General features: G+C 51.8%; 19 protein-coding genes. 16 read left to right on the forward strand and 3 right to left on the reverse strand.

The window, feature by feature from the left end:
• The 11 genes from DPV68_RS07490 to DPV68_RS07540 all read left to right on the forward strand — a co-directional run.
• On the forward strand, window positions 1–326 hold a 326-nt coding region (locus DPV68_RS07490; RefSeq protein WP_198662270.1), incomplete at its 5' end, for a transposase.
• Window positions 327–484: 158 nt separating this feature from the next.
• The gene (locus DPV68_RS07495; RefSeq protein WP_051627722.1) at window positions 485–919 is read left to right on the forward strand and encodes a hypothetical protein; all 435 of its coding nucleotides are present in this window, start codon (window positions 485–487) and stop codon (window positions 917–919) included.
• A 92-nt stretch (window positions 920–1,011) separates the two neighbouring features.
• On the forward strand, window positions 1,012–1,695 hold the full coding sequence (locus DPV68_RS07500; RefSeq protein ID WP_114166150.1) for a hypothetical protein: 684 nt from the start codon (window positions 1,012–1,014) through the stop codon (window positions 1,693–1,695).
• A gap of 71 nt (window positions 1,696–1,766) precedes the next feature.
• Complete coding sequence (locus DPV68_RS07505; RefSeq protein ID WP_114166151.1) at window positions 1,767–2,543, forward strand: hypothetical protein; 777 nt, start codon at window positions 1,767–1,769, stop codon at window positions 2,541–2,543.
• A 221-nt stretch (window positions 2,544–2,764) separates the two neighbouring features.
• The gene (locus tag DPV68_RS07510) at window positions 2,765–2,959 is read left to right on the forward strand and encodes a hypothetical protein (protein WP_114166152.1); all 195 of its coding nucleotides are present in this window, start codon (window positions 2,765–2,767) and stop codon (window positions 2,957–2,959) included.
• 9 nt (window positions 2,960–2,968) lie between these two features.
• A complete protein-coding gene (locus DPV68_RS07515; protein WP_114166153.1) occupies window positions 2,969–3,475 on the forward strand; it encodes a DUF2750 domain-containing protein in 507 nt (168 codons plus the stop codon).
• A gap of 145 nt (window positions 3,476–3,620) precedes the next feature.
• Complete coding sequence (locus DPV68_RS07520; RefSeq protein ID WP_114166154.1) at window positions 3,621–4,382, forward strand: hypothetical protein; 762 nt, start codon at window positions 3,621–3,623, stop codon at window positions 4,380–4,382.
• A 25-nt stretch (window positions 4,383–4,407) separates the two neighbouring features.
• The gene (locus DPV68_RS07525; RefSeq protein ID WP_114166155.1) at window positions 4,408–4,917 is read left to right on the forward strand and encodes a GNAT family N-acetyltransferase; all 510 of its coding nucleotides are present in this window, start codon (window positions 4,408–4,410) and stop codon (window positions 4,915–4,917) included.
• 44 nt (window positions 4,918–4,961) lie between these two features.
• Window positions 4,962–5,444, forward strand: a complete 483-nt coding sequence (locus DPV68_RS07530) for an SRPBCC family protein (protein WP_157964150.1) — start codon at window positions 4,962–4,964, stop codon at window positions 5,442–5,444.
• A gap of 6 nt (window positions 5,445–5,450) precedes the next feature.
• Window positions 5,451–5,927: a GNAT family N-acetyltransferase gene (locus DPV68_RS07535; RefSeq protein ID WP_114166157.1), complete on the forward strand. Its 477-nt coding sequence runs from the start codon at window positions 5,451–5,453 to the stop codon at window positions 5,925–5,927.
• Window positions 5,928–5,946: 19 nt separating this feature from the next.
• Window positions 5,947–6,927: a Gfo/Idh/MocA family protein gene (locus tag DPV68_RS07540; protein ID WP_114166158.1), complete on the forward strand. Its 981-nt coding sequence runs from the start codon at window positions 5,947–5,949 to the stop codon at window positions 6,925–6,927.
• Window positions 6,928–6,955: 28 nt separating this feature from the next.
• On the opposite strand, the gene DPV68_RS07545 is transcribed toward DPV68_RS07540, so the two are convergent.
• Window positions 6,956–7,507, reverse strand: a complete 552-nt coding sequence (locus DPV68_RS07545) for a P-loop NTPase family protein (protein ID WP_114166159.1) — start codon at window positions 7,505–7,507, stop codon at window positions 6,956–6,958.
• 217 nt (window positions 7,508–7,724) lie between these two features.
• Here DPV68_RS07545 and DPV68_RS07550 point away from each other — a divergent pair, with 217 nt between their 5' ends.
• Window positions 7,725–8,291 carry a histidine phosphatase family protein gene (locus DPV68_RS07550; RefSeq protein ID WP_114166160.1) on the forward strand — a complete coding sequence of 189 codons (567 nt, stop codon included), beginning with the start codon at window positions 7,725–7,727 and terminating at the stop codon, window positions 8,289–8,291.
• A 160-nt stretch (window positions 8,292–8,451) separates the two neighbouring features.
• Here the strand turns inward: DPV68_RS07550 and DPV68_RS07555 are convergent, their stop codons facing one another.
• Together DPV68_RS07555 and DPV68_RS07560 are read right to left on the reverse strand one after the other, a co-directional pair.
• Window positions 8,452–11,832: a dynamin family protein gene (locus DPV68_RS07555; RefSeq protein WP_114166161.1), complete on the reverse strand. Its 3,381-nt coding sequence runs from the start codon at window positions 11,830–11,832 to the stop codon at window positions 8,452–8,454.
• Window positions 11,833–11,849: 17 nt separating this feature from the next.
• The gene (locus DPV68_RS07560; protein ID WP_114166162.1) at window positions 11,850–12,470 is read right to left on the reverse strand and encodes an NAD(P)-dependent oxidoreductase; all 621 of its coding nucleotides are present in this window, start codon (window positions 12,468–12,470) and stop codon (window positions 11,850–11,852) included.
• A gap of 172 nt (window positions 12,471–12,642) precedes the next feature.
• Between DPV68_RS07560 and DPV68_RS07565 the strand changes: the two genes are divergently transcribed.
• From DPV68_RS07565 to DPV68_RS07580, 4 genes are all read left to right on the forward strand, one after another.
• Window positions 12,643–13,734 carry an FUSC family protein gene (locus DPV68_RS07565; RefSeq protein WP_114166163.1) on the forward strand — a complete coding sequence of 364 codons (1,092 nt, stop codon included), beginning with the start codon at window positions 12,643–12,645 and terminating at the stop codon, window positions 13,732–13,734.
• Window positions 13,735–13,854: 120 nt separating this feature from the next.
• The gene (locus DPV68_RS07570; protein ID WP_157964151.1) at window positions 13,855–14,277 is read left to right on the forward strand and encodes a hypothetical protein; all 423 of its coding nucleotides are present in this window, start codon (window positions 13,855–13,857) and stop codon (window positions 14,275–14,277) included.
• Between the two features lie 26 nt (window positions 14,278–14,303).
• Window positions 14,304–14,507, forward strand: a complete 204-nt coding sequence (locus DPV68_RS07575) for a WGR domain-containing protein (protein WP_114166165.1) — start codon at window positions 14,304–14,306, stop codon at window positions 14,505–14,507.
• Window positions 14,508–14,513: 6 nt separating this feature from the next.
• Window positions 14,514–14,819 carry a hypothetical protein gene (locus DPV68_RS07580; RefSeq protein ID WP_114166166.1) on the forward strand — a complete coding sequence of 102 codons (306 nt, stop codon included), beginning with the start codon at window positions 14,514–14,516 and terminating at the stop codon, window positions 14,817–14,819.
• Window positions 14,820–14,848: the final 29 nt, after the last annotated feature.

Genomic DNA, 14,848 nt, shown 5'->3' on the forward strand with positions numbered 1-14,848 from the left:
TTCGGGAAGATCCGTTCACCCGGGACCTCTATCAAGGACTTCAACATATTCGATATGTGCTGAAGGCCACGTGCCATGGACAGGCGAAACGTCGACTGACCGATTGGTTGGATCGTTATCAGTCCCATCCTTGCGGGCCTCTGGCGAAGATCGCGAAATCGATCCAGAACCGAGAGGAAGCGATGCGTCGAACAATCGTGTCCAGTCTATCGAACGGAAAGATGGAAAGAACGAACAACAAAATCAAGCTTATCAAACGCCGTGGTTATGGCTACCGAAACCTCGAACGTTTCTTTTTGAGATTACGCTTCGAGCTTGGTCGTTAAAATAGCAACCACGTGTTATGGTGATGAGCCAATGATTATAGCGTGTGATAGTTGCGGAAACAAATCGAGGATTCTTCGTTCCATCGCGCTAGGTTTTAAACGGAAATGAATGAAAAAAAGAGCGTTGATGAATCATCAAGGAAGGGGCAAGCGTTCAAATGAGCCTGAAAAAACAACTACACAAGGCGATCCTCTCAAATGACCGAGCGACCGTTCAACGTCTAGTGAAGCCGCTCGCTCACGAAGTGGTGTTAGATACATTTCTTGAAGTTGCGTTTGATACGGATGATTTAGCGGTCTACGAAATCGTATGCGATCAGATTCAAGTTGAGCAGACTGCGGATTGGGAAGAGGCTGCGTCGCTTCTCATGAGCCAACCGTTCTGTCACCATCCTCATGCCTATGAACGGGCCTACGAACATGCGAAACGTGCTGTCGTGCTTGATTCTAGTCGCATAGATCTAAAGGAATACTTGCTCTTTTTCAATGCGATTCCCGACAAATTAATGACGGATGATGAAGCGAACGAATTAGCGACCGAGATTCTAAAGCTGCGGCCAACAAGTCAGGTCGCTAAGATGCATCTTCTGTAAAACGATGACTAGAGTCGTGCTGAATGATTATTCCAAGTGGAAACGTCCAATGATACAATGTGATGTAAGTCATCCCTAGAGGAGGCGACAACATGCGTTGGATGATTCGGCTTGGTTTGACCGCAGTGCTGACAGTAGGAACGGTCTTTATTGGACTTCGTCTCATCAGCTTGTTGATGGAATGGTGGTATGAGCCTCCGACCTCGGGGTTAAAGTTGCGACCGACACCGGCAGAATCTGAGTATTTTATGGAGTCGTCCGAAGGAAAGATGAGGATACCGAAAGAAGAAGAACAGTCTCGTCTGAAACTGGACTATTTGGATTATACGATTGATTCTGTGACTACCGTCATCGAACGAGGCGATGGCCTCTTCTATTGGGTGTTGATACTAGCCTGTGTATTGCTTAGCGTACTGATTTTTGCCGCTAACATTCGTTTTCAGCACCGCAAGCGAGCTGACGAAACAGCTTCGTTCACGACGCGGACGTTCTCGCGTCATTCAGTCCCGAGCTCGATGACGAGTGTCGAAGAACCGGCTTGGACCGGTGTGACGATTCGAGACGCGCTCATCACGTTCAATCAGGCGTTACCGCCGGCGAAGAAATGGTTGCCGACAGAAACGGTTTTAGAGTGGGCACGGCGCATCGAATTGACGGACATCGATTTCAAGCCATATTTGGAAGAGCGCTATGGAATGACAGATTCGGTGACACCGAAAGAAGTTGACCGCTTCCGCAGAAGGCTCGAGCAGTATCAAGACCGTCTAGCTCGTTGAGTAAACGTATAAACGATTCATCGTGTTCGATTGAACAACAAGATAGCAGTGAATATGGGAGGTGAAACTGGATGGAGCTACAAGTTGAGACGTTATTTAAAATGGATAGGCTTAGCATAATTGATGCCGATTTATCAGGTGGTGAAGTGATTGTTCTGGTGGATCAGGATGGCCAGGTCGTCTATTGGAATGAGCGAATGATACGACTGCCGTTTCATTTGAGTTCGCCATTCATCCGTCTACTTGATTCAGAAACGTTTCTCGTCGTCGATGTGACGCACGAAGGTACACCCGGCAACGCCTGGGTTATCGATGGGCGAGGGTCGATACTTCATTCGTTCCATGCGGGCAACGCCATCGGAGCTGTCGCCGTCAACGACACGGGGATTTGGATCGGCTATGCCGATGAAGGGGTGTTCGGGGAAGGGATATCCACCGAGGCACTCGTCTGTTTCTCGAGGACAGGGGAAGTGTTACAACGCTATCAGTCAGATTTTGTACGTCCGCCGACCATTGTCGACTGCGAATTGTTGCAAGCAAATCAAACCGGGGTATGGTTCTGTCCGTCGATTTGGTATGACTTGATTCATGTTGATTTAACCGGTCGACTCAACAAGTATAAGACGCCGAAGCGACTTCACGACAGTTCGGCGCTGACGATTCAAGGACAGGTCGGCTACTTCGTAAAAGACGGGTTGTTGTACAAGTGGCCGTTCGGTGCACGCAAACGCCCTGACGTTGTAGCTGAGTTTTCGGGAACTGCTAGAGGGTTAGGGGAGGGTGAACGGTTCCACTTCATGAAAATCGGTGATTATGAAGTGAGCGGCGTTCAGCTCGTTAACGAGTGATGACGCATATAGGTAGTCGTTGAATCGACTAAGAAGTTACTACTTACAACCGAATGATTTCTCGTGACGATGGACCTTGTCTATAGGTCCTTTTTTACGTTTTACAAACGTTTGGCGCAACAGAATCGTGATCATTATTGAATCAACTTGTCGGAATCAATTCCCTCTTTTTTGTAAATTCAGTATACTCATGTTATTGATGTTAGAAAGAGGGCGTTGAGATGAGACGTGAGACAAACCTTCCAGGATTTTCGGTCGAAACGATTGACCAGGTGGAGCAACAAGTCGGCGCACGCTTCCCGGATGGCTTGCGTGACGCATGGGGGCATGGGAACAAGTTTGAACTTGGGGATTGGTTTTTCTATCCGATCAAGGACGAGCGGTTTTTCAATAAGACGTGGGATGATGTGATTTGAGCCAACGAATTGAAGCAAGAGGAGTTGCCGGAAGGGTTCGTGACGTTTGCGACGAATGGGTCTGGTGATGAGCTCGGTTTTCTAAAAGACGACCGGGAGACGATTTACGTCTGGTGGCACGAGTTAGACGAACTCCAGGTGGCGCCGCTTTCGTTTGAGGCGTTCGTCGAAGTGACGCAGGCGGAAAGCGACGTGCTCGAGACGTTTTGCGAACGAGTCGAGGAGAATGGACTCGTCTTCGGATTATCTGCGGAGCAAGACGAGGGGTGGGCGTACGCACCATCGCACGTCGAAGACACAGACGTCTTGTTATTCTTTTCGTCACGAGAGCTTGCGCTCGCGTGCCGGGTTAAAGAATGGGCCGACTATCATGTGATCGAGTTGCCGGTCGAGCTATTCCTTGAACGCTGGTTGCCGAACATGTCGGATGATGAGCTGCTGTGCGGCCTCGATTGGTCGAGCGAGCTGGTAGGGTTGGAATATGACCCAGAAACCATTCTAGAGTATTTTGAATAATTTTATTTCAAATACCGCATGTGATTTCTTTTTTAAAGAAAATATAGCAACGAATATGATAAATTCTTTTTCTAAAAACGCAATCATATCGACAGAATTACTAGCGCTCATCGTGGAAAGCGACGTGGGAGAGGAGAACACATCTTTGAATGATTATAACGTAGGGAATATCTTTGAGCTGTATTCAGGCAACGAGACCCTCTCGGTGGAGCAACAGGCGATGATGGATCCCATCGACGCCTACGTTGAGGCAAACCAGTTCAAACAGCTTGAACATTACCTTCAACAAACCCGAGGCATCGAGCAGATGTTGATTGATCATGTGATGATGGACCCGACAGATAACAGCCGATGGGACATGCTCATCGGGTATGAGTTGATTGATACCATCGAAAATTTTGCCCGGGTGAATAGCTTCGGTCTCACTGCCTATACGTTTCATCCGAATGACCCGTTCTATTTCGCGCTCGCCTTATATTGGACGGGTTGGAATGACTTTGTCATCACAGACGAGGATGTCGCTTTGGCAGAGTCGCTCATCGAACAAGGACCGGAAGAAGTGAGCGGCCTGCTATGTATTGCGTTGGCGAGGAGAGACATCGATCATTTCGATTATACATATGTTCAACGAGCGATTGAACGATGCCCGTGGGCCGTCGAACCATATATGCGTCTCGGCGAACATCGCTTGCGAGCCCATCCAGCAGAAGGAAAGATGCTTCTACAGCAAGGGCTTGACCGGGTGAAGTATACGTGGGGATTCGATCAAAAGGGGCGCTGGTTCAACACGGGATCGCAGTATTTCAATCCGACCACGTGGCGACAAGACACAATCGCTGAGCTGCTCGGTCTAAGCATGGACCACGACGAGTATAAAAAATACGAGCGGATCATCAATAAAAGATAGTCACCCTAAAGAACGGAGCATTGGAATGAACACAATCGCATTAGCCAAACCATCAGATTTAACTGCAATTGAACAACTGTATCTCGCTTGTAAAGACGATTTGCTCACCCGACAGATTTTTCAATGGGACGACACGTATCCGAACCGCGCCTATTTTGAGGAATGTATCAAAGACGATTCTGTCTATATCATGAAACACGGTGAGGAGTTGCTCGGAGTCGTTGTACTCGATCAATGGCAGTCGCACGAATGGGAGGCGATCGACTGGCGTCACGACCATCCGCTCGTCATCCATTCCTTGATGGTGCACCCGGAGCGGCAAGGTCAAGGCATCGGAAAAGCCATGTTGCATGCCTCGGAACAGTTGGCGAAAGCGGAAGGTTACACCAGCATCCGGCTCGACAGCTTCTCAGAGAATGAGGCAGCCTGCAGCTTTTACAAACGACACGGCTACGTGGAACGTGGAAGCGTCCATTTCGATTCGAAACCGAAAGGGCATGAACGGTATGTCTGTTTTGAAAAAGAACTTGTCTAACGTAATGAAAAAAAGAATGTCGATCGATGAAGGGGGATTTGATTTTGAAACAACTCGAAGTGGCTACATATACGATGATAATCGACGCACCGATTGACCACACGTTCGCTTGTCTCGCAGAAGACGAACATATCATCAAATGGAACGACCATTTGATCGAAAATATTTATGAGGACGGTGACGCCTCACTCGTGACGGGAAAACGGTTCATCTCGGTCCAACAGTTCGAGAAAAAAGAGATTCGGGTCGAATCCGAGTTGACTCATGTCAATCGTCCTCACGAATGCGAGGTGCAGGCGGTGACGAATCAAGGGGTGTCGATTGCGACGTATACGTTGAGCGAGACAACGGACGGGACGGATGTGACGATTCGGATCTCACTCATCCCTTCATCCTGGCTATATGCCCTATATGTGAAGGCGTTCAAATGGGCGATTCGCCTGATTTACGATGAACAGTTCAAGCAGTTCCGCATCTACACCGAGGCGAGTGCATCAAAACCGTCACTTGCCCGAGAGGCGGAGTGATTTGCGATGATTGAACCGATTACCTCTTCGACGCGTGACGCGGTCCGTGCATTCTTTATCGATGCCTGGGGCTCACCTGAGATGGTCATCTCGACCGGGACGTATGACTGCGCCACGCTTGACGGGTTCGTCTGGTCGGAAACAAACGTCATCATCGGGCTCATCACGTATGTCATTCGGGAAGACGAGATTGAGATCATCTCGCTCGACAGTCTGCAGGAGAAGCGCGGCATCGGCTCGGCACTCCTCGATGAAGTGGAGCGACTGGCAAAGCAACATCAGCTCGCACGGCTGTCGCTCATCACGACGAACGACAATCTGCGGGCGCTCGTGTTTTACCAACGTCGAGGCTGGCGCCTCGCACGGATCATCCCGGGTGCGGTCGATGCGGCCCGGATACATAAACCGTCAATCCCCGTCATCGGGGAGCACCGTATCCCGCTCCATGACGAAATCATGCTTAGCAAAGTCATCACAACTTAAAGAAAAGAGGGATTTTCCTATGATTCGATTCGGTATCATCGGCACAAACTTTATCACCCGTTCTTTCATTGAAGCGACCCATGAAGTCGAAGGCGCATCCGTGTCCGCCGTCTATTCCCGGACAGACGAGCGCGCGAAAACGTTCGCTGAAGAATTTGATATTCCAAACACGTTCACCTCACTCGAGGAGATGGCGTCCAGTGAGTTGATTGATGCGGTCTACATCGCGAGCCCTAACTCGCTCCACGCTGAGCAGAGCCTGCTGTTCATCCGCCACGGCAAGCACGTCCTCTGTGAGAAACCGTTCGCCTCGAACGTCGAGGAAGTCAGACAGATGCTTGAGACGGCGCGCGAACATGACGTCGTTTTGCTCGAAGCGCTCCGCAACCTATTCATGCCGAACTTCGATGTGTTGCGTCAAGAACTCCATCGCGTCGGACCGGTCCGGCGTGTCATCTTGAACAAGTCGCAATACTCCTCACGCTATGACTTGTATAAGCGCGGGGACAACCCGAACACGTTCAATCCCGCCTTCTCGAACGGTTCGCTGATGGACCTCGGCGTCTATTGCCTCGGCCCGGCTTTGAAACTGTTCGGTCGACCGGAGACCGTGCAGGCGAACGCGGTCAAGCTCGAGTCAGGTGTCGACGGCAGTGGTTCGGCCATCTTGTCGTATGACGGTATGGACATCATCGTGCTCCACTCGAAGATCCATGGCACGGACGCCCCGTCCGAGATTATCGGGGAAGCGGGGCGCATCGTGATTGACGATATCGGTTCGCTCGATCGCTTGACATTCGTTGGCCGCGACGGGACGACCGTCGAACTTGGCTTAGAACAGGCGAGCCATATGACGTATGAGATTCAGACGTTCGTGAACATGATTGAGGCAGGGGAGCGGGAGACCGAGATTCATTCATTTGCCGATATGCTCACACTCGCGGACGTCATGACCGATATCCGACAGCGCATCGACGTGCGGTACCCGGCTGACGCATAACAAAGAGCCTCGAGCATGTGCTCGGGGTTCATTTTTGATGACTATAATCCTCTTTTAGAAAATTCAGCACCATCGCAATTCGTTCCTCGGTCGAGTAGTCGCCCTCGATTCTTAGGATGGGACAAGACAGTTCAGCAAGCCATTGGTTATGTAACGTCTTGCTTCTCACTTCCGTCCCGGCATGGTCATACAGGGCGGCCCAATTCAAAAACGCTTGTGATTGCTCGTATAGGCTGCCACCAGCGAATGCCTCCGCTCCATATCGCTCGAGTTCCCGTTGTTGCAATCTGGCCAAACGAACGTCGGGCGGAATCCACAAAAAGATAACCAAATCGAAATAGGGCATGAAACAGTCGCCCCAACCTGCGAGAGATCCTGATAGAATCCACCGTTCAGATTGTAGCAACTCTTCCTTGAGCATCTCGCGTCGTTCAAGGACGGGTCTCGCTTCGGTGAACTTGGTGATCCAGAAATAATCGTCCGTATCCAGATGAGTATGCGCCAGGACGTTGGCTAACGCGTCGCCAAGTGTTGACGTTCCAGAGCCCGAAGCGCCCAGTATGTGAATTCTGCTTCTCATGTTTGGCTCTCCCATCAACCTATATTTTTACGGCTAACATCGTGAACTCGCACGGTATATTCTCACTGTTCCAACTTCGATGTTCGTCTTCGTCGAGAAAATGTGTAGGCGTTATCCTCTTTTTGAGGATTATAATGAAGTCACGCTGGATAATTTTACAATAAGTTTCAGTGGAATAATAGTGAATGATGACATCCATAGAACGGGAGACGATGACATGACGACCTTATATTTCGTAAGACATGCACACTCTACATATACAGCCGATGAGTGGACGAGACCTTTATCTGAAAGAGGGGCGGGTGACGTGCCTCACATCACAAACATATTAAGCAAAGAAGCGATCGAACTCGTCGTTTCGAGTCCATATAATCGAGCTATTCAAACCGTCCAAGGGATTGCTGACCAGATTGGAACAGAAGTTCTGCTCATCGATGACTTGAGAGAGCGGACCTTGACGACAGAGCCGGCCGAGAATTTTACCGTGGCGATGACGAGAGTGTGGGAAGATCCTACGTTTGCATGGGAAGGCGGCGAATCGAACGTTGTCGCTCAAAAGCGGGGAGTCCGTGCGATTCAGGCACTACTCGACCAATACGAAGGAAAGCGAATCGCAATCGGTACGCACGGGAATATCATGGTATTGATGTTGAACTACTTCGATGACAAATACGGCTATACGTTCTGGAAAGAACTCGATATGCCGGACATATATAAAGTGACGTTCGATCAACATGAACTCGTGAACGTCGAAAAGCTATGGGACCGTCAAGGAGTGGTTTGAAATCCGTTCATGACGACATGAAAAAAGGATGGGGCCGGTCTCGGTCCCATCCTTGAAAGTCTACTCTCTATTCAGATACAGGTGGCGAATAAACAAGCCGAGTGCGACCGTCATGATGACGGCCGGAATCAGGCCGACGAGCAACAAAGAACCCATGCGTTCAGTCCTTTCTGAGCGCAGCGAGGCGCTGTGTCATGTCTTGGAACGATTGTCCGTCCGAGAGCACGCTCAATTCACCGGCGACGAGGTCGTTCACTTCACGGTCCCAGTCCTGGCTGAGCGTCGTCTCGAGCGCGGCAAGGTGCGTCGCCGTCCGTTCGACTTGATGACTTCCGACGCGCGCAAGCTGTTCACGCACCGCCGTCTTCAAGAGGGCGCTCAAGTCGTCGCGCAACTTCGTCCGGCCATCGCCTTCGAAGAACTGGTTCGCATTCTTATAGTGCTTCAAGACTGGACGGAAAGGGGCCGCCTCGAACGTGATTGGGTCGACGGCGTCGCGGAGCCAATCGATGTCGATGTCGTCTTCGAACGACAACGTCGGCAAGAGCGGACGCAGTTTGAGCGTCTCGCGCTCGATCAAGCGTTCCGTCTCCCGTTTCAAGAAGCGCTCGAGCCGATATTGGAACACTTGCAGCTCCTGATGGATGTCATACGCATACTTGTCGAGCGTGCGGGCGAGGGCGCGCTCCAGGCTCGCTTTCGACCCATCCACTTCGACCGGGTGGAACGTCTCCTTGACGAAGTCCGACAGCCGGAGGAGCGAGCGGGTCTCGAGGTGGGCGAGCAACTCGTCCGTCTCGCGCTTGAACGGGGCTTCGAGCGTCGTGACGTTGAGCCGATTGTCAGACGTGCGCACTTGTTCGAGCTTGTCACGGCGGGCAGCCTTGACGCTCGCATCCGCTTCGGCCTCGCGGACGACGTCCTCGAACGCGGTGACGAGGGCATGTGCCTCGTCTTTGATGCGGACCGCGTTCGCCTGACGCAAATCGTGGTCGACGAATTGCTCGAGCTTGGCCGAGAATCGGTCGAACCCGGCATCCGTGCCCTGGATGGCGTTCCGGCTCGAGATCGGCAGCACCGTCGGATGACGGACGCCGAGCTTCGTCAACTGGTTCGACACATAATCGGTGACGGCGAGCCGTTCCGCTTCATCCGCCGCCAAATCGGATGCATTGACGAGGAAGAACATGTGATGGTCACCTGTCCCTTGGACCCGTCCGAGCTGGATGACGAGTTCACGGTCGGCCTCGGTGAAGGCGTGATTGTAATACGTCACAAATAAAACGGCATCGGCGTCGCGCATGTAGCCGAACTGCACTTCGCTATGACGGTTGAACTGCGAGTCGGCACCCGGCGTGTCGACGAAGATGATGCCACGCTCGGCCCAAGGGGAGTCGATGGCGAGCTCAATCTCTTTGACGATACAGCTCTTCTCTTCCTCCGTGACGAACGAGCAGAACGTGTCATAGTCGACCGTCTCCTGGCTACCGAGATAGGACAGGGGAGCGTTCTTGACCGCATTGACGAACGGGTGATCGAGATGGAGCGCGTCGAGGGACGCCCCGTAACCGTTCAGCTCCGCCTCGAGCTCGGCACGTGTCTTGAAGGTGATCAACGCACTCTTATTGGCGCGGCCGTTCGGCGGCACGATTTTCGTAATCGACGCCGTCAACGGGTTCGGTGATGTCGGGAGCACCGTCTCACCGAGGAGCGCGTTCAACGTCGACGACTTGCCGGACGAGAACGCCCCGAAGATGGCGAGCGTGTACGTCTCGGATTCGGCCCGGGCCAGTTTATGACGGAGCGACTTGACGCGTGACTTGAATAACGGATGTTTTTCTAATATTTCACATACCGCATATTCATATAAAAAATCAAACGACAAAGCAGTTATATCATCCACAAAAAGCGAGGTCGAGGCAACTTCTTGTTGCTGATGTTCGACTTGTTTCTGCGGCAATTGGTCGGCCGTGACATAGTGACGGGTCTCAAGGTCCGTCAAACGTGAATCAGAGAGGTCACGTGTCGTGTAATTGATGAGCTCGTCTCGCTGTTCGGCCAGCTGACGTTGTAGCGCCAACGTGTCGAGCATGTCATATAATTCGTCTTGCTCGGTCTCAATGGCATGGATTCGGTCTTTACCTTCGGCCTCAAGATACGTTTCGACGGACGTGACCCACGGTTCGGACACTTTCGTCACCCAAGAGGCGAGAGCCGACTCGATGTCGCGGCTGAATTGAAGCACCGTGTCACCGCTGAGCGATGCGCCGGACTTCACTTGGTCACTGATGAGCGTGCTCGGTGCAGTCGGTAACGTATCCGGACGGGACAAAATCGCCTCGGGCAGTTTCAAATCGCGGACGATGTCTTCCGCGTACTTGATCAAGTGGGGGCGAAGGTTCGTATCAATCAACCGGTTGAATTCCTTGACGGCGATGTCTTCGCGACGCAGCCGTTCCTGGCGCGTCTTGTCTTTTGAGAAGAACAGGCCGACCTTGAACTCCGGCGCACAACTCTCGAGATAGTCCCGCAACAGTTCGCGGAACTCGTAGTTCATGATCGGCGCGCTCGCGACAATCGGTGTCTGGTGTTTGAAGAACTCGCGGCGGAACGCGGTGAGCCATATCGCTTTCTTGTCGAGGCGCTGCAGGCGGGCTTGAATCTCCGTCGGCAGCTTCTCGATGACCGGCAACTCGTTCAGGAGCGCGTCGTTCGCACGAGTGGACCGGGCGAGCAACGTGTCGACGAGCAAGTCGGCGCGCGCTTCCGAATGTTCCCGCGCGGCGTCGATGACGGTTTGGACGTACGTCCGGAGGCGTTCGACCTCATTCTCCGGGTGATCGAGCTCACGGAGCGAGATGTAGAACATATCGTCCGGATTGATGGCGTGACGGGTGAAGGCGGTCTCGAGCGAGCGTTTGAACGTGCTGAATGGAAGCTCTCCTTCATCGTGCTTATCGATTTGGTTGATGATAATCGAGTAGGGACGCCCTTCGGCGCTGAACTGTTTCATCAGTTTGATGTTTTGTTCGGACTGGACGTGATTGTAGTCCATCATGAAGAACAGATGGTCGGCGAGGAAGAGCGAGCGTTCCGTCGCTTGACGGTGCCGTTCATCGGTCGAGTCGATTCCGGGCGTGTCCATGAGGACGACGTCGCTTCCAAACGGGAAGCGGGGCAGGGCGTACTCGACTTCTTTAATCTCTTCGATTTTGCAGTAGTCGCTCAAACGGTCGAGCTCATCCGGCGCGAGTCGAATCCAATCTTTATCGTTGACGGCGACGGATGCCCCGATTTCCCCATGTCGAAGCGTCACGATATTCGCACTCGTCGGAATCGGACTCGTCGGTAACACACCGTCCCCGAGCCAATTGTTGAGAAGTGTCGACTTACCGGCCGAGAAATGACCACAGACCGCGATCCAAATCTCGTTTTGTGTCACTTTTCGGAGTGCGGTCTTGGCGAGACGAGCCGACTCGGTCTCAGTTTGTGTGTCAAATACGTCGGTCAATTGCGCGAGGCGCATGCGTTGTTCGTTCATAAATCCCCATCCCCTACTTATGATTCCGTCGTGATGCCGACGCGATGTCTACGATATGATTTGTTTTCCCAGGCTTGAATGACGAGATCTGCTACATCGTCACGCGAGATTGGTCCCGAGTTTTGTGTCCCGAGCACGTCAGCTGTGATGACGATGTTCCCGACGGACGAGTCTTCAATCAATTGCGTCGGGCAGACGATTGTATAATCGAGCGTCGATGCGTCGAGCAGTTCATACGCCCGGGCGTGATCTTCGGCCGCGGTCGTCATCGACCGTTTCGACTCGCGGGTCTCGAAGCGATAGTGATCGGAATCGTGTGCCTGCAAAATGCCGGCCGTCCCGACCGTCAAGATGCGCGTGATCCCAGCTGTTTGCATCGCTGAGATGATGAGCGGTGTGAAGCGGGACAAGACGTCCTGCTTATCCGTACCGAGCGCCGACATGACGACGTCGGCCGATTTCACCGTTTCTGCGATGGCATCCGCATCGGTTGCGTCACCGATGATGACCGTGAGACGATCCCTCGGTTCAACCTCGCGACGTGACAAGAGTCGGACGTCGTGGCCGTCTTTTAACAAACGTTCAAGCAACCGCATCCCCGTGCGGCCGCTCCCTCCAAATAAAGCAATGGTTGACAAGTAAACCCCTCCCAATCAAGATTAAAGAAAATATCCAACGCCATCATACCACGGAAGCGCTATCGAAACAGGAGACAACGGCTTGAAGTTGTGAGGTTTCAGGGCAGGGTAAGTGGGATACAAAAAGTTAAGACGTGTATAAGGGAGGAAGACACTTCGTTGTCGACACCGCATGAGATTTGGAGCTAGAACCATCAAGACCGGGATATCCGTCGCCTTGGTATTGCTCATCGCCGAGGCATTTCAATTTCAACAGATTGTCGTACCGGCACTCGCGGCTTCGCTCGCATTATTGCCGTCCGTTTATCAGACGGGTGTCCGGCTATTAGAAGAACTAAAAGGGAACTTGATCGGGGCTTTGCTCGCCGTCTTCTCATTAATGTTGACGCCGAACCCGACACCGATCGCCATCGGAGTCGTCATCATCATCGCCATCTCGATCCTTCTCTTTTTGAACCTCGAGTCGACGACCCGGACCGTCATCTTGACGACGATTCTGATTATGGAAGGGGCGAGCCAGTCGGACATGCCCGTCTGGATGTTCGCCGGTGAACGTTACTTGCTCATCATGATGGGGATCACCGTGGCGCTTGTCGTCAATGCGCTCTTGTTCCCGCCGCGCTATGAGCGGAAGCTTGAGGACGAGATCGCGACCGTCTCCCAAATGGCCGTCCGCATCGCGCGACTGTTCTCGGAAACAGAGGGAGGACGCTCGTCATTTGAGTCACTCGATGAGACGAAAAAGAAACATCGAGCCTCAAAGACGACGTACGACTTCTTTGAAGAAGAGATTAAAGCCAACCGCTGGCTCGAGAAGAAGACGCCAATTTATCGCCGGGCCGTCTTGAAGTCGAAGATGATTGATACGAACAGTGCCGCTATCCACGTGCTCGACAAGCTGCATGACGATTTTCTGACACTCGAACATCTACCACCTCAGCTCGAGGACGAATTGATGCGTCATATGCGGCACTTGCTCAGACGGCATGAGCGTCTATTTTCAGCGTATGAACTCGAGAACGAGCATATCATCGACCGGGAAGAAGACCTCATCCATGAGAACTTCGATTTCGCGAAGTTGATGATTGAGAAGATGCGGGATGAAGAGGAAGACCTCATCCTTACCGTCGTCCCGCTCGTCGCGACGATGACAGATTGGGTCAAGGCAATGAACGAACTCGAACGCTACCTCATCACTGAGATGAAGAAGCACGGGGACAACTTGAAAGTGGAACCGCGTAAGAAGTGGTTCTTTGAAGACTAACAAATCGCCAAGTCGCAGAAGCGGCTTGGCTTTTTTTATGGAGCGAAAAGGAATACCGGAAGTTGTCGCTGAATGTATGAGAGGCGTGCAGTAATGAGGGAGGTATGAGGTATCAGCATGATGAATAAGAAAGTAAGTATAGGCTTTGTTATTCTTTTATTTGTAATTTGGATGGTTGTCTCATTGACCCTACCGCCCAAGCTTATTGCGAGTTCAAGTGACGGGAAGTTTGATGCGGTTTATACGGTTTCTCATTCCTTAAAAGAGACGTGGGCGGGTCAGGTGGAATGGGAGGAGTCAGACGGTGTCATCGTCAATCTATCTTTTTATGAGAACGACATCCAACTGACGGGGGATATTATGACCCATCCAATTGAGATGGATCAAAGCAACTCGTATGAATTTGCATTTTTAGGTGCTGAACCGAATCCGACCAGTGTCTACACGCTACGAATTTCTGTAGAAGAAGAAGGGAAAACTCATGAGGAAATTCTGACGTTCAAACCAAGAAAACGTCTCTTTGTCCTACCCGCACTTGACTGAACTCATATATCATTCTGGAGGTTTTGATGAAAACGTACCTACAACACACCAAGAAGTTTTGGAACATCCGCGTCGGTTCCGACGAGTTCGCCGTCCATTACGGAAAACTCGGGACGATTGGTAAAGTTCAAATTAAGTATTTTGAATCCGACGGTATCTGCCGCAAAGAAGCGGACAAGCTGATTCGTCAGAAACTCCGGAAAGGGTACGTCGAGACCGATACCGATTGATACGACTTGATTTATGTCGACGACCCGGAAGTCGGACCGAACCGACTCACGACACAGCCTCGGTTCAATGCTCACTTCCAAGATGACTATTATTTGGACTGCAAGGATGAATATAGTCGATTCGGGAGCGATGAAGGTGTCGACGTGCTCGTGATGTTCGAGGACGCAATCCGAAAAGACCGGAACATCGACTTCCTCGTCGGTGCGTACGACATCGTTTCAGGCTGGATGGAGCGGGATGTATCGAGCCCTGACGACTGGGCGACATATGGCAAGTCGAATCAGAAGACAGACCGCGGTTTGAATCGATGAGCTTGCAGTTGAACAGTTTCCCGACCTCA

The sequence above is a fragment of the Exiguobacterium sp. TNDT2 genome, assembly GCF_003331145.1.
Taxonomy (GTDB): domain Bacteria; phylum Bacillota; class Bacilli; order Exiguobacteriales; family Exiguobacteriaceae; genus Exiguobacterium.